General features: G+C 62.2%; 18 protein-coding genes. 11 read left to right on the forward strand and 7 right to left on the reverse strand.

Annotated features, from left to right (window positions below; translation table 11 throughout):
- The first annotated feature begins 41 nt into the window (after positions 1-41).
- The 4 genes from H5P28_RS18355 to H5P28_RS18370 all read left to right on the forward strand — a co-directional run bounded on the left by H5P28_RS18355 (position 42) and on the right by H5P28_RS18370 (position 3,937).
- The gene (locus tag H5P28_RS18355; RefSeq protein WP_185677148.1) at positions 42-989 is read left to right on the forward strand and encodes a M14 family metallopeptidase; all 948 of its coding nucleotides are present in this window, start codon (positions 42-44) and stop codon (positions 987-989) included.
- A 39-nt stretch (positions 990-1,028) separates the two neighbouring features.
- Positions 1,029-1,931, forward strand: a complete 903-nt coding sequence (cysT, locus tag H5P28_RS18360; RefSeq protein ID WP_185677149.1) for a sulfate ABC transporter permease subunit CysT — start codon at positions 1,029-1,031, stop codon at positions 1,929-1,931.
- A gap of 81 nt (positions 1,932-2,012) precedes the next feature.
- On the forward strand, positions 2,013-2,864 hold the full coding sequence (gene cysW, locus H5P28_RS18365) for a sulfate ABC transporter permease subunit CysW (protein ID WP_343075488.1): 852 nt from the start codon (positions 2,013-2,015) through the stop codon (positions 2,862-2,864).
- Positions 2,861-3,937, forward strand: coding sequence for a sulfate/molybdate ABC transporter ATP-binding protein (locus H5P28_RS18370; protein ID WP_185677151.1), 1,077 nt, complete (start codon positions 2,861-2,863; stop codon positions 3,935-3,937). The genes cysW and H5P28_RS18370 overlap by 4 nt, the downstream gene beginning before the upstream one ends.
- A gap of 257 nt (positions 3,938-4,194) precedes the next feature.
- Here the strand turns inward: H5P28_RS18370 and H5P28_RS18375 are convergent, their stop codons facing one another.
- The 3 genes from H5P28_RS18375 to H5P28_RS18385 form a co-directional block, all read right to left on the reverse strand.
- Positions 4,195-5,649, reverse strand: coding sequence for an efflux transporter outer membrane subunit (locus H5P28_RS18375; RefSeq protein ID WP_185677152.1), 1,455 nt, complete (start codon positions 5,647-5,649; stop codon positions 4,195-4,197).
- Positions 5,650-5,673: 24 nt separating this feature from the next.
- A complete protein-coding gene (locus H5P28_RS18380; protein WP_185677153.1) occupies positions 5,674-8,862 on the reverse strand; it encodes an efflux RND transporter permease subunit in 3,189 nt (1,062 codons plus the stop codon).
- 77 nt (positions 8,863-8,939) lie between these two features.
- On the reverse strand, positions 8,940-10,199 hold the full coding sequence (locus H5P28_RS18385; protein ID WP_185677154.1) for an efflux RND transporter periplasmic adaptor subunit: 1,260 nt from the start codon (positions 10,197-10,199) through the stop codon (positions 8,940-8,942).
- A gap of 233 nt (positions 10,200-10,432) precedes the next feature.
- Here H5P28_RS18385 and H5P28_RS20060 point away from each other — a divergent pair, with 233 nt between their 5' ends.
- A complete protein-coding gene (locus tag H5P28_RS20060) occupies positions 10,433-11,098 on the forward strand; it encodes a CerR family C-terminal domain-containing protein (protein ID WP_185677155.1) in 666 nt (221 codons plus the stop codon).
- 92 nt (positions 11,099-11,190) lie between these two features.
- On the opposite strand, the gene H5P28_RS18395 is transcribed toward H5P28_RS20060, so the two are convergent.
- Positions 11,191-14,304: a glycoside hydrolase family 2 TIM barrel-domain containing protein gene (locus H5P28_RS18395; protein ID WP_185677156.1), complete on the reverse strand. Its 3,114-nt coding sequence runs from the start codon at positions 14,302-14,304 to the stop codon at positions 11,191-11,193.
- A 76-nt stretch (positions 14,305-14,380) separates the two neighbouring features.
- Here H5P28_RS18395 and H5P28_RS18400 point away from each other — a divergent pair, with 76 nt between their 5' ends.
- From H5P28_RS18400 to H5P28_RS18410, 3 genes are all read left to right on the forward strand, one after another.
- Positions 14,381-15,265, forward strand: a complete 885-nt coding sequence (locus H5P28_RS18400; RefSeq protein WP_185677157.1) for a helix-turn-helix domain-containing protein — start codon at positions 14,381-14,383, stop codon at positions 15,263-15,265.
- A gap of 71 nt (positions 15,266-15,336) precedes the next feature.
- Positions 15,337-16,248, forward strand: coding sequence for a cation diffusion facilitator family transporter (locus H5P28_RS18405; protein ID WP_185677158.1), 912 nt, complete (start codon positions 15,337-15,339; stop codon positions 16,246-16,248).
- A gap of 170 nt (positions 16,249-16,418) precedes the next feature.
- Positions 16,419-17,318 (forward strand): hypothetical protein, encoded by a 900-nt coding sequence (locus H5P28_RS18410; RefSeq protein ID WP_185677159.1) that lies wholly within the window; start codon positions 16,419-16,421, stop codon positions 17,316-17,318.
- Between the two features lie 39 nt (positions 17,319-17,357).
- Here the strand turns inward: H5P28_RS18410 and H5P28_RS18415 are convergent, their stop codons facing one another.
- Both H5P28_RS18415 and H5P28_RS18420 read right to left on the reverse strand, forming a co-directional pair.
- Complete coding sequence (locus H5P28_RS18415) at positions 17,358-17,663, reverse strand: Smr/MutS family protein (RefSeq protein ID WP_246456593.1); 306 nt, start codon at positions 17,661-17,663, stop codon at positions 17,358-17,360.
- A 46-nt stretch (positions 17,664-17,709) separates the two neighbouring features.
- Positions 17,710-19,251: a DNA recombination protein RmuC gene (locus tag H5P28_RS18420; protein ID WP_246456594.1), complete on the reverse strand. Its 1,542-nt coding sequence runs from the start codon at positions 19,249-19,251 to the stop codon at positions 17,710-17,712.
- Between the two features lie 34 nt (positions 19,252-19,285).
- On the opposite strand from H5P28_RS18420, the gene H5P28_RS18425 reads away from it, so the two are divergent.
- Both H5P28_RS18425 and H5P28_RS18430 read left to right on the forward strand, forming a co-directional pair.
- Positions 19,286-20,284, forward strand: a complete 999-nt coding sequence (locus tag H5P28_RS18425) for a sugar ABC transporter substrate-binding protein (RefSeq protein WP_185677160.1) — start codon at positions 19,286-19,288, stop codon at positions 20,282-20,284.
- A gap of 112 nt (positions 20,285-20,396) precedes the next feature.
- A complete protein-coding gene (locus H5P28_RS18430; RefSeq protein WP_185677161.1) occupies positions 20,397-21,368 on the forward strand; it encodes a DUF4886 domain-containing protein in 972 nt (323 codons plus the stop codon).
- Positions 21,369-21,463: 95 nt separating this feature from the next.
- On the opposite strand, the gene H5P28_RS18435 is transcribed toward H5P28_RS18430, so the two are convergent.
- Positions 21,464-22,615: a MalY/PatB family protein gene (locus H5P28_RS18435; protein WP_185677162.1), complete on the reverse strand. Its 1,152-nt coding sequence runs from the start codon at positions 22,613-22,615 to the stop codon at positions 21,464-21,466.
- A 121-nt stretch (positions 22,616-22,736) separates the two neighbouring features.
- Here H5P28_RS18435 and H5P28_RS18440 point away from each other — a divergent pair, with 121 nt between their 5' ends.
- Positions 22,737-23,447 (forward strand): SOS response-associated peptidase, encoded by a 711-nt coding sequence (locus H5P28_RS18440; protein WP_185677163.1) that lies wholly within the window; start codon positions 22,737-22,739, stop codon positions 23,445-23,447.
- Positions 23,448-23,462: the final 15 nt, after the last annotated feature.

Below are 23,462 nucleotides of genomic sequence, written 5' to 3' on the forward strand. Positions count from 1 at the left end.
AAAGCATTTTCACATTCCCCTTTTAAAGACACTTCAACGCCATGCCATTCACGCTGTTTAAATCCGACCGCAAGGTCCGGTCTCTTGCCGACCCGCTGGCACCGCTTCTCACGAAGCCGCGTCCGGCGAGCACGACCACAGTCCCCTCCCGCCAGCACTCATCATCCTCACTGCCAGATGCCCAGCCCGCCACCGGTGACGACGGCAGGCTGGGCGCGGCAGGCCCGAACCTGACCTTCACTATGCAGGAAGGCGTCTTCACCGCCCGGCTCGGGCGGGCCGAGGACGCACACCCCGGCCTTAGCCGCCACCGGATCGGCACGGTCGAGGCCGACGGGCTCACCTTCGCACTGGAGAAAACTGTCCTCCGCGGCCCGTCCAAAGAGGGCGCCCCGCACCGGCGCATTGCCCTCGTCACGGGGTTCCACGGCAATGAACCCGGCGGCCCCCTGGCCTGCGGACGCCTTTACACTGACTTCCTCCGCGATGCCACCCGCTTCGCCGGACTTGAGCTCCATCTCTACCCAGCCAGCAACCCGTGGGGCCTGCTCTTCAGCCACCGGGGCAATGCAGCCGGGCACGACCTGGCCGGTGACTTTGGCCAGGGTTCACAAGAGCCCGAAACCCGCGCACTTGAGGAAGATTTCGTCCGCGAACAATTCGACACCTTGATTACACTCTTTACGGATGTCGCCTCGCACGGCCTTTACGCATACACAAGTGAAAAAGCATTTTGTCATGATTTTCTGATACAGGCGATAGAAAGCGCCCGACTAGATTTTTCCCTGCCTCCCGGATTAACTTTCGACGGATTCCACCAATCTCCCATTAACCCGTCCGAAGCCTTTCCCGGCAGCCCGAAGCTCCCGGCGAACATATTGAAGCAACCCGGCGAGATATTACTTGAGTTGCCCGGACGCGCCAGCCGTCAGCTTCAAGGTAAAGCCGCCGCCACCATCGTCCATGCCATACTCGAACGGTTGGCCTGAGGCAACCTTGCCAACACCGCCTTCAGAAAGCACACAGCGATGAGCCTCGTCATCAATTCGCTCTTCTTCGACCGCAGGCGGCGTAAGCAACTGCGGGAAGGCAAGCTCTCCGCTTGGGCGCGACCGCACCGGGTCTTGCCCGGCTTCGCGCTCACCATGGGTATCACCGTGACGACGCTCTCGCTCGTCGTGCTGCTGCCGCTGGCCGCCGCTTTTGTCATGGCCGGGGGCATGAGTTGGGCGGGGTTTTCGGAGGCTGCCTTCTCCCCCCGCGTCATGGCCTCGTACCGGTTGACCTTTGGTGTAGCCTTCGCGGCGGCAGCAGTCAATGCGGTCTTCGGACTGCTTGTGGCGTGGGTGCTCACGCGTTACCGCTTCCCGGGGCACAAGTTGATTGACGCTCTGGTGGATCTTCCCTTCGCGCTCCCGACTGCCGTAGCGGGGATTTCACTCACGGCCATCTACTCGCGCAACGGGTGGATGGGTTTGTGGTTGGAAGAACTCGGCATCAAGGTCGCCTTCACCCCGCTGGGTATCGCTGTCGCCCTTGTCTTCATCGGTTTGCCCTTCGTCGTGCGCACACTCCAGCCCGTCATTGAGGAGCTTGACCGCGAACTGGAGGAAGCCTCCAGCACGCTCGGGGCGGGGCGCTTCACGACTTTTCGCCGGGTGATATTTCCGCTGCTGCTGCCGCCGCTGCTGACCGGGTTCGCCCTGGCCTTCGCGCGTGGCATCGGTGAGTACGGTTCGGTCGTCTTCATCTCGGGCAACATGCCCTTGCGCACCGAAATCGCTCCGCTGCTCATCGTGACCAAACTCGAACAATACGACACGCCCGGAGCCACCGCCATCGCCGTGGTCATGCTCGCGATTTCCTTCGCCCTGCTCCTGGGCATAAACCTCCTGCACCGCTGGAGCCGCAAGCGGCTCGGCGACCATTAAACTACTATGGCTGGCACCACACAATCCAGGCTCGGGCGTATCCAAAAATCGATACAGGGCGGCCTCGAACCCTCCTGGCCGCTGCGAGCACTCTTGATCGGAGGAGCACTGCTCTTTCTCGCCGTGATGCTTCTACTCCCGCTGGCTGCGGTGTTCTTCGAAGCGCTTCGGCGCGGGCTGGAAGCGTTTATGGACAGCTTCGCCGACGAGGACGCGCAGCACGCGATCAAGCTAACCCTGTTGGTTGCAGGCATCGCGATCCCGTTTAACACGCTGTTCGGCCTGTGCGCATCGTGGGCCATCGCCAAGTATGACTTCCCCGGCAAGAGCGTCCTGCTTACGTTGATCGACCTGCCCTTCGCGGTCTCACCCGTCATTGCGGGCCTGATCTACGTACTCCTGTTCGGGGCGCAGGGCTGGCTCGGCCCGTGGCTGGCGGAGCATAACATTCAGATCATCTTCGCCGTACCGGGCATCGTGCTGGCCACGGTCTTCGTCACCTTCCCCTTCGTCGCCCGCGAGTTGATCCCGGCTATGCAGGCGCAGGGCAACGACGAGGAGTTGGCCGCGCTCACCCTCGGCGCCTCCGGCTGGCAGACCTTCCGACGCGTAACCTTGCCGAACATTCGCTGGCCGCTGTTTTACGGTGTGGTTCTGTGCAACGCGCGGGCCATGGGAGAGTTCGGCGCGGTCTCCGTCGTCTCCGGCCACATCCGGGGCGAGACCAACACAGTCCCTCTCTACGTAGAGATTCTCTATAACGAGTACAACTTCGTGGCGGCCTTTGCCATGGCTTCGCTGCTGGCGCTGCTGGCGCTGGTCACGCTCGCCGCCAAGTCCTTCATCGAATGGCGTGTCCAGCGGGCCGACCGCGCCCGCACTGGCGAGCGCCTGCCGGACAATACGCCCGTCCACAAACTTCAGCACTCATGAGCATCCTCGCCACTAACATTTCCAAGCACTTCGGCCCGACCGCAGCGCTCGACGACGTGACGCTCGAAGTCGAAAGCGGCCAACTCGTCGCGCTCGTCGGCCCCTCCGGCTCGGGCAAAACCACGCTCCTGCGCATTCTCGCCGGACTCGAAACCCCCGACCCCGGCAGCGGCGAAATCCGCTTCCACGGAGAGAATGTCAGTGGCCTGCCCGTACAAAAGCGCCAGGTTGGTATGGTCTTCCAACACTACGCTCTTTTCCGCCACCTCAGTGTTGAGCAAAACATCGCCTTCGGCCTGACGGTAAAAAAACGCGTCGAGCGCCCCACCCGCACGGCCATCCGCGCCAAGGTCGATGAGCTGCTCCACCTCGTCCAGCTTGACGGCCTGGGCAAGCGGCTGCCCTCGCAGCTTTCCGGCGGGCAGCGCCAACGTGTCGCCCTGGCCCGCGCCCTCGCCATCGAGCCGCGCATCCTGCTGCTGGACGAGCCCTTTGGTGCGCTCGACGCCAAGGTCCGGAAGGACCTGCGCCGCTGGTTACGACACTTCCATGAGTCGATTAAACTGACCACGGTCTTTGTCACCCATGACCAGGAGGAAGCCCTCGAACTGGCCGACGAGGTCGTCGTCATGAACCGTGCGCGTATCGCCCAGGTCGGCCCGCCGCAGGCGGTTTTCGACCGGCCCGAGTCGCCGTTCGTGATCGAGTTCATGGGCAACGTCAACCGGCTGGAAGCCGGGATGGCAGCTAACGGTAGCCGCCCTCATGACCAGCTCTACGTACGCCCGCATGATGTCGAGATCCGCCCACAGGGCGAGCACGGCACCCTTCCGGCACGCGTGCTGCACATTTTCTCAGCCGGGAGTGCCGGGCGCCTTACCCTGGAGCGCCTGACCAACCGCGAGCTGATCGAGGCCGAAATTTCCCGCGCCGAGCTGGACGAGCTTCAACTGAGCGCAGGGCAGGAAGTCGGCATCCGCTTCCGGCACATCCGGCTCTTTGCCAAGACGGCCGAAGGTCGACAGGAACTGGTCGAAAACGACGAGCTGGCCCACTCACTCAACCAGGGCTGACAAGCTTCCCGCACCTGGCTTGACAAACAAGGGTTTTAGCAGGAAGGGCTGCAAGGTCGTTAGGTGGGCTAACTCATCCGACGGTTCCTCGGCTATGTTTCCATGCCGTCAGTTTACTCTCCTCCCCAAAAGGACGTTTCTGGCCGCGCAGGGAACGGGGGCCCGTTGCTACGGGCGTAGCGCGGTATGTGGGTCAGCCTTTACGAACCCCCGCTCCCTGCGCGGCCAGAAATTATGTATTCAAGAATAACTACAGATCAGTTCACAACGGCGTCGGATTCGCCGCCGCCGGGCTCATCCAGTGGCTGCCAACCGCCACCGAGCACGGCGTAGAGCTTTACCTGGTTGCTCAGGCGGACCAATTCAAGCGAGACCAGCTCAAGCTGGGCGGCATAGAGCTCACGCTCGGAGTCGAGCACGCTCAGGTAGCTGTCGAGTCCACGCACGTAGCGCACGTTCGAGAGGCGGTTGACCTCCGACTCGGACTGTACGAACTCCCGCTGTGCCTCCAACTGCTGGAGGATGGTCCCCCGCACGGCCAGCGCGTCGGCTACCTCGCGGAAGCTTGACTGAATAACCTGCTCGTACTGGGCGATGGCTATCTTCTTATCCGCCTCGCTCACGCGGACGGCGGCCCAGGTGCGCGGATCGAAAATCGGCATCGTGATCTGAGCGCCGTAGGCCCACATGCCCTGACCAGACTTGAACAAACCGGAAAGGTCACTGCTGGCGGTACCGGCGGCAGCGGTCAATGAGATGCGCGGAAAAAAGGCGGCACGGGCCGCGCCGATGTTGGCGTTGGCGGCCATGAGCTTGTGCTCGGCTTCGATGATATCGGGGCGGTTGAGCAGCACGAGCGAGGAAACCCCGGCGGAGATCGGCGCGGGCGGCTCGATCGAGTCGAGGTCGCCGGGCAGGAGATCGGCGGGCACAGTCGTACCGGCCAGCAGGTTGAGCGCGTTTTTATCCACCGCGATCAACTGAACAAACGTCACCAACGAAACCTGCGCGGCATCCACCTGAGCCTGCGCCCGGTGCACATCAAGCAGCGGGCTCAGGCCACGGTCGTAGCGGCGCGTCACGAGGTCGAGCGCATCCTCCCGTGTCTTCAGCGTGGTCTTGGCCAGTTCGAGCCGGGCCTGGTCGGCGGCCAGTGTCAGGTACGCGGTGGCAACCTGCGAGACCAGCATGGTCTGCACACTACGGCTGGCCTGCTCGGTGGCGAAGTACTCCTGCAAGGCAGCATCGGACATACTGCGAATGCGCCCGAACAAATCCAGCTCCCACGAGGCGAAGCCGAAGTCCGCGCTGTATTGAGAAGCTGTGACAGAGGTATTCGAGTAGGAGAGGTCCGCCGGAGTGCGGGCACGGTCTGCACTGGCTCCGGCGTTGACCGTGGGCAGCAGCGCCGAGCGCTCGATGTTGTAGAGCGCGCGCATGCGTTCGATGTTGAGCGTCGCCACCCGCAGGTCGCGGTTGTTTTCCAGCGACAGGGTGATGACTTCGCGCAGCTTGGAGTCGGTGTAGAACTCCGCCCAGGGCAGGTGCCCTGCCGCAGGAGCGGAGGAAACGGCGTCGTCGGCCTGGTAGGCCCCTCCCTCCGGGAAGTCAGCCGGGATGGGCGCTGGCGGGCGTTCGTAGTCCGGGGCCATGCTGCACCCGGTCAGGAGTGCGGCGGTCGCGGCGGTCAGGAAATATACGTGCTTGTTCATGGAACTGAGCGTTGGAAGGCCATTCTAGGAAGCGGGCTGCTGCTTACTGGCAGACTCCTGATTACGGGCGGCCTGTTCCCGTTTCTTTTTGCTGAAGCGCCGACCAAAGCGTTCCACGATCACGTAGAACAGCGGCGCGAAAATTGTGACAAGGAAGGTCGAGGTCACCACCCCACCGATGACGCTCGTGCCGATCGCCATCTGCGCTCCGGCTCCGGCCCCGCTGGCCATGGCCAGCGGCAGCACACCGAAGCCGAAAGCGAGCGAAGTCATCAGGATCGGGCGCAGACGCAGCTTGGCCGCCTCCAGCGTGGCGTCAAAGACCCGCATACCGTCGTCCAGCCGCTGCTTGGCAAACTGCACGATCAGGATGGCGTTCTTTGTGGTCAGTCCGAGCGTGGTCAGAAGACCGATCTGGAAGTACACGTCGTTGGGCAGACCGCGAAGGGACGAGGCGATCACGCCCCCGATGACCCCCAGCGGCAGCGCCAGCAGGACGGAGACCGGGATGGTCCAGCTCTCATAGAGCGCGGCCAGGCAGAGGAAGATGACCAGAATCGAGAAGGCGTACAACGGCCCGGTCTGCGAACCGGCCTGCCGCTCCTGATAGGACAGGCCGTTCCAGTCGAAGCCGATGCCCTCGGGCAACTGATCGACAAAGCTCTCCATCTTCGCCATCGCGTCCCCCGAACTGCTGCCGGGGCTGGGCTCGCCCAGGATGTTGATCGAAGGGAAGGCGTTGTAGCGCTCCAGCTTGGGCGAACCGTAGGACCAGTAACCCGTCGCGAAGGAGGAGAACGGCACCATCTTGCCCTGCGTGTTGCGCACGTAGAGTCTTTCCAGATCCTCAGGCTGCATGCGGAAGGGTGCGTCGGCCTGCACATAGACACGCTTGACGCGGCCGGCCTGGATGAAGTCGTTCACATAGGCGCTGCCGAAGCTGGCCGAAATCGTGTTGTGGATGGCGTCGATGGGCACGCCGAGCGAACCGGCCTTTTCCCAGTCCACATCAATGCGGTATTCGGGCACGTCTTCGAGGCCGTTGGGACGGACCTTCATCAGTGTCGGGTCCTGCGCGGCCATGCCCAGAAGCTGGTTGCGGGCCTCCATCAGCTTTTCGTGGCCGAGACCGCCCCGGTCGAGCAACTGGAAGTCAAAGCCCTTGGCGTGTCCCAACTCAAGTACCGCCGGGGGCGGGAAGGCAAAGACAAGGCCGTTGCGGATGGTCGCAAAGTGCTCGGTGGCACGGGCGGCCACGCTGTTGACATCGAGGCCGGGCTTGTCGCGGTCTTTCCAGTCACGCAGCTTGATAAAGGCCAGACCGGAGTTCTGCCCGCGACCGGAAAAGCTCTGGCCGGAGATCGCCATACAGGATTCGACCGCGTCGGCTTCGTCCTCGGTGAAGTAGCGCGAGACCTCGCGCATGATTTCACGGGTCTGCTCCAGCGTGGAGTTACCCGGCAGCATGGCCTGCACCATGAGCACGCCCTGGTCCTCATTCGGGAGGTAGGCAGTGGGCATGCGGACAAAGAGCCAGCCCATCGCCACCGTGATCAGGATAAAGGCGAAGACATAGCGCAACTGCTTGCGCAGAGCCTGTCCGACCACGCGCAGGTACAGGTCACGCGAGCGGAAAAAGATCTTGTCGAACCAGACGAAGAACGGACGGAACAACTTGAAACCGGACTCCGCTGCTTCGTGTCCCTTTTCCACCGGCTTGAGCAGTGAAACGCATAGCACCGGGGTCAGCACAAGGGCGACGACCACGGACAGCAACATGGCCGCGATGATCGTGACGGAGAACTGCCGGTAGATCACCCCCGTCGATCCGGCGAAGAACGCCATCGGCCCGAACACCGCCGAGAGCACCAGGCCGATACCAATCAGAGCCGGGGTGATTTCGTCCATCGACTTGCGGGTGGCTTCGAAGGGCGGCAAGCCCTCCTCGGTCATGATACGCTCGACGTTTTCCACCACCACGATGGCGTCGTCCACCAGCAGGCCGATGGCCAGCACCATGGCGAACATGGTCAGCATGTTGATCGAGAACCCGAACAGTCCGAGCACGGCAAACGTCCCCAGGATAACCACCGGCACGGCGATGGTCGGGATGAGCGTGGCGCGCATGTTACCCATGAACAGGTACATGACGAGGAAGACGAGGATGATCGCCTCGAAGAGCGTCTTGACCACTTCTTCAATGGCCACCTCGACAAAGGGTGTAGTGTCGTACGGATACACGACCTGAAGCCCGGAAGGGAAAAAGTGGCTCATCTCGTCCAGACGAGTGCGAATGTTATTGGCCGTCTCCAGCGCGTTCGCCCCGGCAGCCTGACGGACGGCCAGCGCGGCGGCGGGCAGGCCGTTGTACTCGTTCTCGACATCGTAGGACTCCGCCCCAAGCTCGGTCCGGGCCACATCACTGATTCGCACGATGGAGCCGTCCGGGTTGATTCGCAGCGGGATCTGCGCGAACTCCTCCGGCGTCTTCAGCAGGCTCTGCACGATGATGGCGGCATTGAGCCGCTGGCCCTCCACGGACGGAGTGGCCCCGAACTGCCCGGCCGAAATCTCGACGTTGTAGGACTGCAAACCGTTAATCACATCCTGCACCGTCATCTGATATTCGGTCAGCCGATCGGGGTCCACCCAGATACGCATGGAGTACTGCGTGCCGAAGACTTCGACTTCGCCGACGCCGGGCACACGAGAAAGGACTTTTTCGAGATTGGACTGGGCGTAGTCACGCAGGTCGTTGCCGTCCATGCTCCCGTCTTCCGAGACCAGGCCGACGATCATCAGGTAGTTCCGGGTAGACTTGCTGACCTTGACCCCCTGGCGCTGCACCACTTCGGGCAAGCTGGCCATGGCGAGCTGAAGCTTGTTCTGCACCTGAGACCAGGCCATGTCGGGATCGACACCGGGCGCGAAGGTCAGCTCGATACGCGAACTGCCCGAGGAGTCGCTCGTCGCGCTCATGTACAGCAACTGGTCGAAGCCGGTCATCTTCTGCTCGATGATCTGGGTGACGCTGTTCTCCACCGTCTCGGCGGATGCCCCCGGATAAAACGCGGTGATCGCGATGGAGGGTGGCGCGATCGGCGGGTACTGCGAAATCGGCAGGATGTAAATGCCGAGCAGACCGGCCACCATGAGGATGATGGCGATGACCCAGGCGAAAACGGGACGGACTAGAAAGAATCTTGATAACATGACGGCAATTCGTGTTTGGCCTGGCGGAAGCGCCCCCGTCTGGGAGCGCCCAACCGCGGCCCGCTATTGGCAAACGTTTACTCGGCAGCCGGGGCGGTCTTCTCCGTGGATGAGTCCTCCTGCGCGGCGGGAGCCGGAGCGGTCGCGGGCCCGGCATTCGGATCAAAGGCGATGGTCTTGACTTCGGCGCCGGGGCGAACCTTCTGCGAGCCTTCGACGATGACCCGGTCCCCCGCCTTCAGGCCCGAAGTGACCAGCCAACGCCCGTCGATTGAGCGGTCGATCTCCAGCAGCCGCTGGATGACGGTGCCCGATTCATCCACCACCAGCGCGACGGCCTCGCCTTTTGGGTTACGGGCCACGCCCTGTTGGGTGATGAGGACAGCCTTGTCGTTGACACCCTCCTTAACCTCGACGCGCACGTACATCCCCGGCAGCAGGAGACCCTCGGGATTCGGAAAAACCATCCGCAGGATAACCGATCCGGTGCTCGGATCGACCGTCACTTCCTGAAACTGGAGCGTGCCCTTGTGCGGGTAACGGGTGCCGTCTTCAAAGATGAGCTCAACCTCGCTGAGCGTTTCGCCCGAGCGGTCGAGATTTCCCGCGTCCAGATGACGACGAAGGGCCAGCAGTTCGCTGGTAGACTGCGGCACGTCCACGTAAATCGGGTCAATCTGCTGGACTGAAGCCAGCGCCTGCGCCTGATAGGCCATCACAATCGCGCCGTCGGTGACCGAGGAGCGCCCAATGCGACCGGCGATGGGGGCGCGAATCTTCGTGTAGTCCAGATTGATCTGCGCGGTCAACAACGCGGCCTTGGCCTGCTCAATGGCGGCCTCTGCCGCCAGCACCGAAGCCTGCGCCACATCGTAGTCCGTCGCGGCCTGGTCACGCTCGGAGGCGGCCACCGCCTTCTCCTCATAAAGCGCACCGTAGCGCTCCTCATTGATCTTGGCCAGGGCGAGTGTGGCCCGTGCCTGGTCGGCGGCCTTTTCCGCAGCGGCCAGATTTGCTTTCGCGCTGGCCACCTCGGCCTCGAACGGGGCCGCGTCAATCTGATAAAGCACCTCGCCCGCCTCAACGTCGGCCCCTTCGGTAAAGAGCCGCTTCTGCAACAGGCCACTGACCTGCGGACGGATTTCCGCCACCCGGTAGCTGGCCGTACGCCCCGGCAACTCCGTCCTCAGGACTACTGTCTCCGGTTCGAGTGTCACCGTGGTTACGAGCGGCTTGGGGGCGGCGGCTGGAGCCTGCTCGCCACTGTCGCAGCCAGCCAGCAAAAGGCAAACGGCGGCAGCGCCGGCAGGTATAAAAATGCGGAAAGAATTCTTCATAGCTGAAAAAAAAGGAACGGTGGTGGAAAGTTCGCCCGCCGAGAGACAACCCGACGGGCGAATGATCGAGCCGGGCCAGCCGACTACTTGCACCATTGATTATTCAAATACGAATTTCATTTATCGCTTGCGCTGTCAAGCGATTACTCTTAATTAAATTTGAATAATTGCAAAAAACTTTACCTCGCACTCTGTTCCAGTTAACAGGAGACTACCCCATTACTCGCTAACCCGTGGCCAATACAAAAAACAACGCCTCCACCCAGGAAACCCGCCGCAAACTAATTGAAGCAGCAGGCGAGATATTCGCCGAACGCGGGCTGCACGCAGCGACGATCAAGGAGATCACGACACGTGCAGGCGTCAACTGCGCGGCGATCAACTACCACTTCAGCGATAAATTTGAGCTGTATGCAGCCGTCATCCGCTATGCCGTCGCCAACAGCCCCTGCACCATCCCCCCGGCCGAGCCCGGCGCCACGGCCGAAGAGCGTCTGCGCGCCTACATCGGCATGCAGATCGATGATGTGTACTCACGTGCACGACCGAGCTGGCATACCACTCTCGTCGCCCACGAGCTGGCCCAGCCGACCGCTGCACTTGACGCGGTGATGGAGGATCTCATCCGGCCACGAATCGTCGTCATGAACGAAATCATCAACGAAATTCTGGGGCCGGGCGCGACGGAAAAGGAACTCGCGTACGCCGGCATGAGCATCGGAGGGCAAAACTTCCTGCACGTCTACCACCAGGAAGTCCTTCAACGCGTGCACCCCAAGCTGGCCAACCAGCACAAGCGCGAAGAAATCATCGACCACATCCTGAAGTTCTCGCTCGACGGCCTCTACGGAATGCGGGACAAAATCCGCGCCCGTAACAAGGGCAAGGGCACCGACTAAGAGCCTGTTTCAAAATTCGTCTCAGGGCTCGCGCACAGCCCAGCCACCGGGGTGAAGCCACATCGCCCCCACCCCGGCCGACATGCAATTGCCTACCTCAGGCTCAGCAGGAAGCTCCAGCGCCGGGTGCCCGGCTGAATACGGTACGTCTCCAGTGTATCCGGCCCGCAACTACGCGTCCCAAGACCGCGCTGGCGGTAATCCAGGCTGACCCACGTCTCCGGCCTCATCGCGAGATCGCACGTGTGCCGCCCGGCGAAGAGATCCGCGTCGGTCAAATGGAGAGCTTTACACTCCATCGGTTCTTCGACCGCATCAATTCGCATACACGTATCCGCTTTTTCATGACGCAACTCGAAACGCTTCACGCCTGAGCGGCTTCCGCACTCCTGCGGCATAATGTACGGGACGTAGAAATCGTCCACTGCGAGCTCGAAAGCGTCCTCCCAGACACCCGCGCAACGATCGCGGTAATTTTCCCACGGCCCCAGCCCGACATAGCGTACCCGCTCAAAGCCGGGCACGAGCGCGAACTGCGTCCCGATACGCGGCAGATCCGGCAATTCAGGCGATGCCTGGAGCGCGTTCTCCACCAGCAGGCCGCGATCAGTCATTCGAAAGACCTGGACAAAGCTCCCCGCCTGCGGATGTGAGTCGGTGGCCAGCTCCCATTGCACACGGACCCTCCCGTCATCCACCGTTTGCCCGACCAGCGTCATCTGCGTCTCCGGAAGCCCTGCCGCCAGCCATTTGCCGAGCGGTTTTTCCTCCTGGCCATCCCAGATCTTGATACCGTCATTGTCCGTCGCCGCCCGCCACCAGGTAAAGCGCAAGGGCGCGGCCAGCAGGTTCTCGTCGTCCGTCGTACCCAGGTGGACAAGCCCGCCTTGATCAGGACAAAAACCGGCCCGCCACCCCTCACCCGAGAGCCAAGTCAGACCGCCCTGCTCCACCGCCTCCGCGACGGCAGGCTTCAGTTCGTCACGGGCAAGTAAGGCAGCTCCAGCCAGCACAAGATGCTCCCAACCGATTTCATGCCCGGCTGGCAACAACCCGTCCCCATCCTTCAGACAAAAGGACAAATGCAGCCCCAGTTGCTCGCCATCAAATGCCCCGGCCAGTTCGTCAGCCTGCGGCAGCGTGAAGACTTTTTCCTCGCCCGGCCTGATCCCATCCAGGCCAAGTTCCCCGGTGGCCAGCTCTCGGCCATCGGCGGACAGCGACCAGCGCGCGCTCAGGTAATCCAGCGAGCGGAAGTCCTGCTTCGAGCGCACAGCCACCGAAAGCGGCGAGGAAGAAATCAGACGCACAGCGAAGGGCTGGGCAAGTTTCTTGAACTCGTACAGCGCAGGGTGCGGGCGGCGGTCGGGCCAGACAAGCCCGTCTGCGATAAAATTACCGGAATTGGGCTCGTCGCCGTAATCGCCGCCGTAGGCCCAGTACTCGCGTCCGTCTTCGGTCTTTTCAAGCAGGCCGTGGTCCAGCCATTCCCAGATGAAACCGCCCTGCAGACCGTGATGGCTCTCAAAGGCCTCGAAATACTCACGCAGGCAGCCGTTGCTGTTGCCCATAGCGTGGGAGTACTCGCATAGGATGAGCGGGCGCGGATCGTCGCTGGTCTTCACCCATTCGATCATGTCATGGATTTCCGGATACATCGGGCAAATGATATCCGTGGACAAATGCCCTTGATCCCACTCCGACCCCGACTGTCCGCGGGAAATCGCGCCCTCGTAGTGAATGAGTCGGCTCGGGTCGTACCGGCGCATCCATCCGGCCATCGCGTCGTGGTTGGCCCCGTAGCCTGACTCGTTACCGAGCGACCACATAAGGATACAAGGGTGGTTTTTGTCCCGCATGACCATGCGCATGCCCCGCTCGACAAAGGCCGGAAGGTAACGCTTGTCATGGCAAATCTGGTTATGGAAATCGTGTGACTCAATGTTGGCCTCATCGATCACGTAGAAGCCATACTCGTCGCACAAATCGTAAAAGCGCGGGTCCGCCGGGTAGTGCGAGGTGCGGATGGCGTTTACGTTGAAAGCCTTCATCACCTCAAGGTCCTTGCGCATGAGCGCCTCGTCCACGACCTTTCCGTGCGTATCGGAATGTTCATGGCGGTTGACGCCTTTGAACAGCACAGCCTTACCGTTAACCAAGAGCTGGCGGTCCTTGACCTCGACCCGGCGGAACCCGGTCCACAGCGCGGTACTCTCGACCACTTTCCCCGCTGGAGAAACCAGGCTGACCACCAGCCGGTAGCGGGCCGGAACCTCTGCCGACCAAGGCTGGACTCCGGCAAACTCGCGGCTCAGGCGCGCCCCCACCCGGGGCCAATGCTCCAGATGGTGCCGCCGGGTCAGCACAGGTTGGGATTCCGGCTCACCCATAACCGGGTGTAGCTCCTGATCAAAGAGCTGCCATGAAATGCTCCAGCCCTCCTGTGCCTCACGCCCCATCTCCACCCGCACATCCATGTCGATCCGGCCATTGCCGGTCTCGGAGTCGTAGTCGGCGCGGGCGAATACATCTTCCAGATAAATCTTTTCCGTACTGGTCAACCAAACCTCGCGGTGCATCCCGCCAAGACGCCAATGGTCCTGATCTTCGACAAAGCTGGCATCGCTGTATTGAATAATAACTACACTCAGGCGGTTATCCTCGCCAAAGCGGACCCGCTCGGTCACATCGAAAGACGAAGACAGGCGCGAGTCCTTGCCCAGCCCGACAAACTCGCCGTTGAGGTAAACCTGCAAAACGCTCTCAGCCCCGCCGATGTGCAGGACGACCCTCCGCTCGCGCCAGGACTCGTCCACGCTAAAAGTGCGCACGTACACGCCGGTCGGGTTGTACTCCGGAGCAAAGGGAGGCTCGTCCGGAAAGGGCATCTTCACATTGGTGTAGTGCGGGCGACCGTAGCCGTGCATCTGCCAACAGCTCGGAACCGGAATATCCGCCCAGTCCGGACTGGTGGCCTCGTCGAGCTCGACCGCTTCGGGCAGGCCGGCAGGCGATTCACGAAAAAGAAAACGCCACTGTCCGTTGAGCGAACGCCACCAGGGAGACGCTTCGCGCACAGAGGCCAGCGCCTGCTCCGGCTCGGGAAAGGAGACTGACACCGCGCTCATGGGCAGGCGGTTGATTTCCGTCAGGGAGGGTTGCTCATAGGTTTTTCCGCACTGGCGGTCGATAGGGCTTTCGGGCATGGGCCCAACTATAGCGGAAAACCCGACTTGCCGGAATGGTCGAAGTGCCTACACTCATGTAAAATCTGATTAAACTATGAGCACACTCAAACGCTGGTTGATCGAGGATGCCATTTTCCGGGGTTCTCCCGGAAGGCCCTTCCATCAAACCCTCAGCTGCGGATTTTTGAATAAAAACGGGCTACGGACCGATGTGACAGACGAGCGCTATGGCCGTTTCGCCATGATCTATCTGATCAGGGGCAAGGGCCACTACAGCGACAGCTTCGGGCAGCAGGCCGGCTTACGCGCCGGGGATGTCTTTTTTCGCTGCCCGGACCGGCGGCACACCAACGAGGTCGACCCCGCCAGCGGCTGGCACGAGGCCTTCGTCTCCGTTCGCAGCGACTGGTACGAGCTGTTCCGGCGCATGGAGATTTTCCCCGCCGCCTCCGTCCACTTCCACCTGGGAACGGTGCCCCATATCCCCGAGCAGATCCACGCGCTGATGCAACGCCTGCGCACGGCCGACACCCCCGGTGACAACGCTCATGTCGAGTTCGACATCGCCGCGCTCATGCGCTGGACACTTACTCAGGCATTGGAAAGCCGGGGTGCCAGCTCATTCCAGCTCGAACAGCTCAAGCTGGCCCGCGAGCGCATCCGCTCACACGCCTCGACCCGGCTCGACCTGGAGAAGTTACTGGATGGTATTGGGCTGAGCTACTCGCGCCTGCGCAGCCTGTTTCGGGAGGCCTACGGCACCAGCCCCGGCGAATACCGGGTGCAGGTGCGCATCGACCAGGCTTGCTCCCTGCTTGAGGCGACCGGGCTTGAATTGAAGGAAATCGCCGACCAACTCGGCTACAGCGACGCCTTCGCGTTTTCCAAGCAGTTCAAGCAGCGCGTCGGCGTCTCCCCCAGTACCTTTCGCGAACGCCGTTTGCCGCGCCGCAAATTGAATCTGCTCGCTGAATCCTGAAAATTGCAATCGCCAGTCGGCGCGGAAAGTCACATGCTCGGAGAACAGTCACGGCTTCCACCCCCACCCCCATGTTCAAGACGGAAAAACGGGCCCTGAAAACCAACATCGCGGCAAACGCGCTCTTCGCCATCGGCGGGTTTCTTTTTGCCTTGAGCACACGTTCCGAAGCGATCCTGCTGGACGGGGTTTACTCGCTGGTCACACTTATTTTCGCCGTCGTAACCTGGCACGTGGCTGACCTGGTCATGCTGCCGGACTCCGACAAGTACCCTTTCGGCTACGTCGTGTACGAGCCGCTGGTCAACCTGTTCAAAGGGCTGCTGTTGTTCACTGTGGCGGTGTACGCGCTCTTCAGCGCCATTGCGGGTCTGATGGCCGGGGGCACGGAGATTCATACAAAGATGGCATTCCTTTACGCCATCGTGGCCACCGCCGGATGCGCCGGGATGGCCGCCTATTTCAAACGTGTTGCCGTGCGTACACACTCCACCCTGGTGGAGACCGACGCGCGCAACTGGGTCATCGACACGATCCTGAGCGCCGCCGTCGCCGTGGCCTTCGGGCTGAGCTGGGTGCTCTCGCTCAGCGGACACACGCACTACCTCCGCTACGTGGACCCGCTGGTGGTGGCATTTCTCTCTCTCGTGGTGATGCCAGTCCCGGCGCGCATCATCCGTGACAACTGGGCCCAAATCGTAGCCCGCGCCCCGGCGGATGAGCTGATTGCCGAAATCGAAGGTCTGCTGGAGCAAGCAGCCCCCGTCAGCCAGTGGCCCGAGCGGGAAATCCGCATCCAGCAGCACGGACGGCTCATCACCGTGCATGTCTATTTCATCGTCAACAGCGGTACCGTACAGATGTTCGACCAGTGCCGCGCCACCATCGACAAAACGCTCAAGAAGCACTTCCCCTACGTCGCACTCGACGTAGCCTTTGTCAGTGACGAGTACTGGGCCCGCCGCGCTTCCGGTGACGACTAGGGTGTGTGCGTGACCGCGACGGACAATGAGGCCACACCACCTCAGCCCCAGCCCGGCGGTGACTGACGCTGATAACTGGACCACAAATAACGGGAATGTTTGCGGCCACGTCCCTTTGCCCAGACTTTTCACCGTAACGCATCTTTTCAGCCCCTCACGTCAGATTTCTTATGAGCCCAAAAACAGTTCGCAGGTTTCTCTGCCTGCTCACCTTCGCCAGCCTGGCCGGACTCCTGCCAGCAACAGCCCTTGCCCGCGAATCCTACCTGCGCAACAGCCAGCTTCGCATCGGGGTGGACCTCGACATGGGCGGAGGCATCTCGTACTTTAGCGAAGCCCGCAGCCGGACCAACCTGCTCAACACTTTCGACGAGGGCCGCCTCATCCAGCAGTCCTATTACGGTCAGAAGGACGGCTCGCACTGGGGCGACAAGCCCTGGCGGTGGAACCCGGTTCAGGGCGGTGACTACCGGGGCAACGAGGCCGAGATACTGGAATGGAAAAACGACGGCACCACCCTGTACGTCAAAACCCGCCCCCGGCACTGGGCCAGCGGCGAGCTGCTTCAGGATGTTGTCATGGAGGAAACGATCACGCTTGAGGGCGATGTGGCCGTCATCCATTTCTCTTGCACCTACTCGGGAGATACCATCCACCCAGTCACCCACCAGGAAACACCCGCCGTTTTTATCAACGCGGAATTCCCGCACCTCTACTACTACGGCGGCGACAGGCCCTGGAGCGGCGGCGAACTGACCACCCTCGACCCCGGTTGGCCCAACGAATACTACGACATCACCGAGCATTGGGCCGCCTTCGTCAACAAACGGGGCTGGGGCGTAGGCGTCTATGTGCCCGAGGCCGACCAAATCACGACCTACCGCTACGAGGGCTCAGGCCGCACCGGCACCAAGGGAGACGCCTGCTCCTATTTCGCACCGATCCGCAGCTTCGCCTTCGACCGGCCCATGACCTTCGAGTACACGGCCTACCTCACCCTCGGCAGTATTGAGGAAATCCGCACGCGCTTCCAGGCTATCGCCGACTCAAGCCAGGAAGATCAGCCGTAGCAGGGCTCAGCGGCGAACTCGCCGCGCGATCAAGCAATCCTACCGCAGCGGACGCAACTCCACCCACGTCGCGCCCCAGGAGCCTGCCGACTCGTCGGCCAGACGAAAACCTGCCACGTAATCGACTTGGCGCAGGCGCGCATGGACCGTCTCGCGCAGCGTGCCCGTACCCTTGCCGTGGATAATGCGCACGCGCAGCAGACCCTTTTCACGGCAGGCTTCGAGGTAGGCCGGGAGCAGCTCACCAACATCCTGTGGACGGAAAGTGTGCAGGTCGAGTTGATCGGTGATCGGCACTTCAACCGGCTCGTCGTCCATGTGAGGGCTGTCCGGGCTGGAGTTCATCAGGGTTGATGGTAAAGAGGGAAAAAACAGTGGGCGTGGTCTGCGGTCAGGCTTTATCTTCGGAGGAGGTGGGCGAATCGTCGGGCGCGGGCTTGGCCGCGGCCGGAGATGCGCCTTCGGCGGTAGACCCGCGCTCAGAGGAGTCATCAGAGGTGCCGCTCGCCAGACCGTCCTCGGGGAGTCGAAGCTCGTCGGCGAGCGGTTCGCGCAGGACTCTTTCCACCGGCTGGGAGTCGGGGATATCCTTGTCGGCGGAGACGTGGAGATCCTTGAAGCGGCGGGCGGTCACGAGCACGCGCGTCTCCATCGAGGCGACGGCCTTGTTGTAGGCGTCACCGGCACGTTCGAGGCCCTTGCGCAGTTCGTCAAAGTACCCGGCCAGCGTGCCCAGGCGGCTGTAAAGGTCGCGGCCCAGTTCGCTGATGGCGCGGGCTTCGCGGGCGATTTCCTCCTGCCGCCAGCCGTAGGCCACGGCCTTGAGCAGGGCGATGAGCGTCGTCGGCGTGGCGAGAATGACGCGCTGCTCGCTGCCGTACTCGATCAGGCTACTATCCTGCTCCAGAGCCGCGCTGAAAAACGACTCCGTCGGCAGGAACAGCACGACGAACTCCGGCGTCGGCTCGAATTGCCGCCAGTAGGCTTTTTCGCTCAGCTTTTTCAACTGGTCGCGCACCTGGCGGGCATGCTTCTGAAGAAGCTCCTTCTGGCGGTCGGGGTCGTCGGTCAGGATCGCCTCGCCGAAAGCGTCAAAGGTCATCTTCGCATCCACGACGATCTGGCGTCCGTTAGGCAGACGGACAATCATGTCCGGACGCAGGCGGCCCTCTTCAGTGGTCACGTTTTCCTGCTCGGAAAAATCGCAGTGTGCCACCATCCCGGCAAACTCCACACAACGGCGCAACTGCATCTCGCCCCAGCGCCCGCGCACCTGCGGGGCGCGCAGGGCTCGCACGAGATTGCCGGTCTCGGTGTGGAGGTGGCGCTGAGTCTCCATCAGGCCGCGCACCTGTTCATGCAGCCCCTCGTAGGCGGCGACACGGGCTTTTTCCAACTGGTGGATTTTCTCGTCCACTTTTTGCAGGGACTCCTTCACCGGCTGGACAAGTTGGTTGATGGCCACCTGGCGTTTTTCCAAATCCCCCTGCGCCCCTTGCTGGAATTTCTCCAGCGACTCCCTGGCCAGCTTGAGGAAGCTCTCGTTGTTGCTGCGCAGAGCGTCGGCGGAGAGCGCCTTGAAGGCTTCGCGCAACTGTTTCTCGGCCTGGTCGAGCACGGCGAGCTTCTCCTGCGCGGCCCGGGCCTCCTCCTGACGGCGGGTCTCGCTCTCGCGCAGATCCCCGGCCAGCCGGGCGGCCTCGGCGGACTTCTCCTGCAGCTCGGCCCGCGCGCGGGTCCACTCCTCCTGCGCCTGCTCCAGCGATTGGGAGAGGAGGGCCTTTTCGGTCTCGCTCTCGGCCAGGACACGGGCTTGCAGGGCGGCGGCGGTCTTGCGCGTCACCGCCCAGACCAGCACGGCGCCTATAATTCCGCCAAAAATAAACAACAAAACCGAAACGATGGGGTCCATACGCGTAAAAGTGTTGTTCATACTGGGCGATCCCGCCTAGCCTGTCAAAGACCAGATGCACCCACCCCGACATTCCGCCCCCTTTCGCCCGCGAAACCTCATCCTGTGGCTGGCGCTCGCGCTGCTGCCGCTGAGCCTTTCGGCTCAGCCCCGCGAAGTCTGGGAACGCTACAAGATCGCCGTCATTACCGGCCAGGGCGAGTCCCCCGCCGCCAAGGCCATCGAGGCCGGAGCCCGCGCCCAGTCCCCCGAGCTGGAGAAAGAATACAACCTCGCCCTCACGGTGGACAACCTCTCCGCCGTGGACAACACCCCCAAGGGCTGCCGGGACGCGCTTCACCGGGCTTTTCTGGACGGGTACAACGCCGTCCTGCTCAACATCGCCACCTCCTCCGAAGTCGCCGACGAAATCGACTTCCTGACCCGCCACGGCATCCCGGTCGTCACGGTCGGCAGCGACATCGGCACCGCCCGGCTGGCCGCCGTCATGACCGATGAGGAAGCCTCCGGACGCCTCGCCGCCGAGACGTTTATTGAAAACCTGCGCTACGTCCGCGACAACCTCGGCCTCATCGCCGGCAGCGCCGAAGATCCGGTTTCGCGTCAGCGGCTGGCCGGGGCGCAAGCCGTCCTCCAAACCGTTGCCGACCTGCACGTGCAGGGGCCGTTCCACACGCCGGAGACCTTCAGCGCCACTTATCAGAAGATCGAGGAAGTCACCGCCGCCGACTACGGACGCAACCTGCGCGGCTGGCTCGTCCTGGGCAATTGGCCCCTGCTCGGAGGTCGTCCCTTTCCCTGGAAACCCGGTGACAAGACCGTTGTGGCGATGGACGCCGAGCCGCACATCATTCCCTTCATCGCCAGCGGACAGGTGCAGTCCGTGATCGCGGAGGACTATTTTTCAATGGGCAAGCTCGGCCTGAGCCTGCTCATCGACAAGATTAACAACCAAAAAGAGCCCGAGCAAGCCGTGTACTTCGTCGAGCCGGTCGTCATCACCCGGAAGAACCTCAAGCAATTCCAGTCCGACTGGACGCAGTGGATGAAGTAAGCGCTTTCCCGGTGGCCAGTGCAGGCTATCGTACCACACAAGAGACCTTATATACCGAATCATAAAACCGCTTGGACTTGCCCGCACCGCCAAACTCCCATTCCGTAGAGAAATGCACATCCGCAGACTCGCACTTGCCCTTCCCTTATTCATCCTGCTGACACACGCCCTCGCCGCGCAGACCGAAACGGTCAAAATCCTCGGCATCGGCAACAGCTTTACCAACAACGCACATCACTATTTGAGCGATGTCTATGCCTCCGCGCCGGATGAGGACGCCGTCATCGGCACAGTCACCATCGGCGGCTGCTCGCTGGAGCGCCATGTCCGGCATGCCAAAGAGCACGAGGCCGACGCCAACACCGGCAAGGAATACTACTATCGCCGCAACTGGGAAACCGCTGGCAACAAGCTAGCCCTCAAAGACGTTTTGCTGGCGGAGGACTGGGACATCATCAGCATCCAGCAGGTCAGCACCGGCAGCTACAAAGAGGAAACCTTCTACCCCTACGCCGAGGAGTTAATCGAATACATCCGTCAATACCGCCCCGAGGCCGAGATCGTCGTGCATGAAACCTGGTCGCACAGTGTCAACAGCTACCGGGCCAAGGACTGGGGGCTGAACCCGGACGAGATGTACGAAAAGCTGCACGCCAATTACGCTAAAATCGCTGCTGAAAACGGCCTGCGTGTCATCCCTGTCGGCACCGCCTTTGAGAACGCCCGCGCCACCGAACTCTGGGACCTCCAGCCCGACGGCTTTGACCCGAAAAACAACGACCTCGCCTACCCCGAAGACAAGGACAACCTGCCCAACTCCAGCAAGTCCCTCAACAGCGACTATACCTGGAGCAAAAACAAAAACGACGAGTGGTACGTCCGCAGCGATGGCTTCCACGCCAACACCGCCGGCGAGTACCTCGGCGCACTGGTCTGGTTCGAGTTCCTCTCCGGCGGGGACGCCCGGGAGATCACCTTCAAGCCCGAGGGCCTGACCGACGAGCAGGCCGAGTCTCTGCGTCAGATCGCGCACGCCACCGTTGCCGAGGCAAAGGCTCAGCCCTCCGCCAGCGCCGCGCAGTAAGACGACAACGGCGCCCCGCCTTTTTCTTCCTGCACCAAAAAGCTCCCTCCGTCCGGGGGGAGCTTTTGTTTTGGTTAACAATCGGGAAAAACGGATCAGCGCAGCGTAGTGACGGCGGCTTCCATCCGCAGAAGCGCCTGCTCCAGCATGGCCCGCGTGCAGCCGAAGTTGAGCCGCACGCAGTCGGGTCCCTGAAAGTCAGCCCCCGGCGACAGCCCCACCCCGTGCTCCTCGAAGAGCCGGTGCGGATTTTCGCAGCCCAACTCACGCAGCCCCTCGATATTGAGCCAGGCCAGGTAGGTGGCCTCCATCGGGCGCAGCGTGATCTCGGGCAGCCGCTCCTGCACGAAGCGGTAAAGCAAATCGCGGTTCGCGGTCAGATACTCCATTAGCTGAAGTCGCCACGGCTCACCTTCGTTGTAGGCGGCCTCGCAACCGGCATAGCCCAGGCAATTGACCTCGGTAATCATCCCCCGTGCGGCCTGCTGAAAGCGCAGCCTCAGCTTCGGGTCCGCGATGACCGCGAACGAACAGCACAGGCCCGGCAAGTTGTAGGTCTTGCTCGGAGCCATCAGTGTGATCGTACGCCGCTCAGCCTCCGGCGAGAGCGTCGCCGTGACGGTGTGCCGGTAACCGTCGAAAAGCAGGTCGCAGTGGATTTCGTCCGAGCACAGCACCAGATCGTGTTTTTCGCAAAAAGCGACGATCCGCTTCAGTTCCTCAGGCCGGTAAACGCGCCCCACCGGATTGTGCGGGTTGCACAGGATAAAGGCCCGCGTGCGGGGTGTCACTTTCGCTTCCAGGTCGTCGAAGTCGAACGTCCATTCGCCGCCTTCCAGCTTGAGCGGGCTGGTGACCAGTTTTTTGGCCTGCCAGCCGGGAGCTGACAGGAAGGGCGGATAGACCGGCGTGCAGGTCAACACCTCGTCCTCCGGCTCACCGAAGGCGCGAGCCACGACATTGAGGGCAGGGACCAGCCCCGGCAGCCAGACCAGCCATTCGCGCTTGGCCTCGTAACCGTGAACGCGCTTGAGGTAGGCAAGCACGGCTTCCTGGGTCGATTCCGGAGCCAGCGTGTAGCCGAAAATCCCGTGTTCCACCCGGCGACGAAGCGCCTCCAGCACCGGTTGAGGCGAGGCAAAGTCCATATCCGCCACCCACAGCGGAAGCACATCCCGGCCCGTGTACTTGCCCCACTTGAGGCTGCCCGTTCCGGTACGGTCGATTACCTGGTCGAAATCAAACATCCCCAAGCTTTGGGAAATTCCCCCGCCCTTGGCAAACTCCAATCCCCCCGGATTACGGGTCCATCATTCCGACCTGGGATTTTCCGTTGCCGCAGCGGGAGCGAACGTAAAGATTTCCGGCATGTGCGGACGATTCGTTTTAACGGCCAAGATGCGCGACCTGATCAAGCAGTTCGTCCTGCGCCATGCGCCCGAGTTCAAGGCCCGCTACAACATCGCCCCCGGACAACCCGTGGCCGCCATCCGTGAGGACCGCAACCTCGGCGGACGCGAATGCGCGGTGCTGACGTGGGGGCTCGTCCCCTTCTGGGCCAAAGATCCCGGCATCGCCTTCCAGCTTATCAACGCACGCTCCGAAACCGCCGCGGGCAAGCCCGCCTTTCGCGGCCCCATGCGCCATAAGCGTTGCCTGCTGCCGGCGGACGGCTTCTACGAATGGAAAGACCTCGGCAGCGGGCGCAAGGAGCCCTGGTACGTTCGCCGGGCCGATGGCGAACGCCTCGCGCTGGCCGGACTCTGGGACCACTGGGGCAGCCCGGACGGCTCCGAGATCGAGTCCTGCTCGATCCTGACCACCGCCGCCAACTCCTGGATGCAGCCCCTGCACCACCGCATGCCCGTCGTGATCGCCCCCGACAACTTCGACCGCTGGCTCGACACCTCGCTCGAACGTGCCTCCGACGTGGCCGACCTGCTCAAGCCCCCGCCCGAGGATTTTCTCGTTCGCCACCGCGTCTCGGAGCAGGTGAACAACGCCCGTAACGACGGACCCGAACTCATCGAGCAAGCCGCCCCACCCCCGCCCACGCTTCAGCAGGGCACGCTTTTCTAGGGTGCTGTTTGAAAA

The sequence above is a fragment of the Ruficoccus amylovorans genome (genome assembly GCF_014230085.1).
Taxonomy (GTDB): domain Bacteria; phylum Verrucomicrobiota; class Verrucomicrobiia; order Opitutales; family Cerasicoccaceae; genus Ruficoccus; species Ruficoccus amylovorans.

What these genes read in the sequence shown, in the direction of transcription:
- H5P28_RS18355 (WP_185677148.1), top strand. Translation starts at nt 42, where the DNA reads ATGCCATTCACGCTGTTTAAATCCGACCGCAAGGTCCGGTCTCTTGCC.
- cysT (WP_185677149.1), top strand. Translation starts at nt 1,029, where the DNA reads ATGAGCCTCGTCATCAATTCGCTCTTCTTCGACCGCAGGCGGCGTAAG.
- H5P28_RS18370 (WP_185677151.1), top strand. Translation starts at nt 2,861, where the DNA reads ATGAGCATCCTCGCCACTAACATTTCCAAGCACTTCGGCCCGACCGCA.
- H5P28_RS18375 (WP_185677152.1), bottom strand. Translation starts at nt 5,649, where the DNA reads ATGAACAAGCACGTATATTTCCTGACCGCCGCGACCGCCGCACTCCTG.
- H5P28_RS18380 (WP_185677153.1), bottom strand. Translation starts at nt 8,862, where the DNA reads ATGTTATCAAGATTCTTTCTAGTCCGTCCCGTTTTCGCCTGGGTCATC.
- H5P28_RS18385 (WP_185677154.1), bottom strand. Translation starts at nt 10,199, where the DNA reads ATGAAGAATTCTTTCCGCATTTTTATACCTGCCGGCGCTGCCGCCGTT.
- H5P28_RS18395 (WP_185677156.1), bottom strand. Translation starts at nt 14,304, where the DNA reads ATGCCCGAAAGCCCTATCGACCGCCAGTGCGGAAAAACCTATGAGCAA.
- H5P28_RS18400 (WP_185677157.1), top strand. Translation starts at nt 14,381, where the DNA reads ATGAGCACACTCAAACGCTGGTTGATCGAGGATGCCATTTTCCGGGGT.
- H5P28_RS18405 (WP_185677158.1), top strand. Translation starts at nt 15,337, where the DNA reads ATGTTCAAGACGGAAAAACGGGCCCTGAAAACCAACATCGCGGCAAAC.
- H5P28_RS18410 (WP_185677159.1), top strand. Translation starts at nt 16,419, where the DNA reads ATGAGCCCAAAAACAGTTCGCAGGTTTCTCTGCCTGCTCACCTTCGCC.
- H5P28_RS18415 (WP_246456593.1), bottom strand. Translation starts at nt 17,663, where the DNA reads ATGAACTCCAGCCCGGACAGCCCTCACATGGACGACGAGCCGGTTGAA.
- H5P28_RS18420 (WP_246456594.1), bottom strand. Translation starts at nt 19,251, where the DNA reads ATGAACAACACTTTTACGCGTATGGACCCCATCGTTTCGGTTTTGTTG.
- H5P28_RS18425 (WP_185677160.1), top strand. Translation starts at nt 19,286, where the DNA reads ATGCACCCACCCCGACATTCCGCCCCCTTTCGCCCGCGAAACCTCATC.
- H5P28_RS18430 (WP_185677161.1), top strand. Translation starts at nt 20,397, where the DNA reads ATGCACATCCGCAGACTCGCACTTGCCCTTCCCTTATTCATCCTGCTG.
- H5P28_RS18435 (WP_185677162.1), bottom strand. Translation starts at nt 22,615, where the DNA reads ATGTTTGATTTCGACCAGGTAATCGACCGTACCGGAACGGGCAGCCTC.
- H5P28_RS18440 (WP_185677163.1), top strand. Translation starts at nt 22,737, where the DNA reads ATGTGCGGACGATTCGTTTTAACGGCCAAGATGCGCGACCTGATCAAG.